This is a genomic window from Micromonospora sp. ATA51 (genome assembly GCF_016802855.1).
Taxonomy (GTDB): Bacteria; Actinomycetota; Actinomycetes; order Mycobacteriales; family Micromonosporaceae; genus Micromonospora; species Micromonospora sicca.
The window spans coordinates 1-1090 of record NZ_JAEVHJ010000693.1 but is presented as its reverse complement, the minus strand read 5'-3'; the positions used below and the strand labels follow the sequence as shown (position 1 = coordinate 1090).

Below are 1090 nucleotides of genomic sequence, written 5' to 3'. Positions count from 1 at the left end.
TCCGCGCGCCGGCCGGCCCGGCGCGCCTCTGTGGCGGCTGGTCCGCTTCGCCGAGGTGGTGCCCGGCGCCGACGCCGCGGCCGTCGAGGCGGCCCTGCACGCCGCCGGCATGCTGGACGCCTGGCTGCACCCCGACCCGGGCGCCGCCGCGGACGCGGTGGCCGGCGACGACCGGGACGGCTACCTGTTGCCCCTGCCACCGGACCGGCGTCCGGCCGGCGCCACCCTCGCCGACGTGCTGGTCTGCGAAGACCAGGACGAGGTGCCCGCCGAACGGATCCGCGACGTGCTCGCCTCGGTGGCGTTGGCCGACGTGGTCGACGCGCAGTCCACCGCGGCGGTGACGGTCGGTGTCGACGGGCGTTACGCTCAGGGCGTCGGCGTCGGCCGGTTCGCCAAGGACCGCTGCGAGTACATCGGCGCGACCGCCCGGGCGGCCCGGCGCGCCGCCCGGATCGCCGAGTGCGACCGGCAGCGCGCCGCGCTGGACGCCGAGCTGCGCACCCTCGACGAGGAGCGGTCCGCGATCGAGCGGCTGCTGGCCGCCGTGGCGGCCGCCGCCGGGCAGTTGCCGCCCCTCACCCCGATCCACACCGCGCTGCGGGAACTGGACCGGGCGGCGGTCACGCTGCGGGCCCGGCAGGAGTCCGCGGCCGCGGCGAACGTGCGCCTGGACCAGGCGCTGGCCGAGCGGGCCGCGGCCGCCGCCGCGCTGCGCCGGGTCACCGCGGAGCGGTCCCTCCCGCTGGACCGCTTGGACGCCACCGCCGACGCCGTGGACCGATTCGAGAAGCGGGGGGTACGGCTGGAGAGCGCCCGCCCAGCCGCCGCCCGCGCCGCCGACCAGGAGGCGCAGGCGCAGCAGCGCCACGACGAGGCGGTCGAGCGGCTCGCCGCCGCCGAGGATGCCGCGCACACCGCGACCGACCGGCACCTGGAAAAGGCCGAGACGTACCGGACGCTGCGGGCCAGCGTCGGTGCCGAGGCGGAACGGGTGCTGGCCGACGTGGCGCGTACCGCCGACGAGATCATCGACGCGGAGGCCGCTGTCGAGCGGCCCGGACCGACCTGGGTGCCGCCCAGCAGCGGC

General features: G+C 78.7%; 1 pseudogene. It reads left to right on the top strand.

The features are described 5' to 3' along the window. Window positions 1-1090: pseudogene (locus JNW87_RS39005) on the top strand (TIGR02680 family protein); the annotation flags it as partial.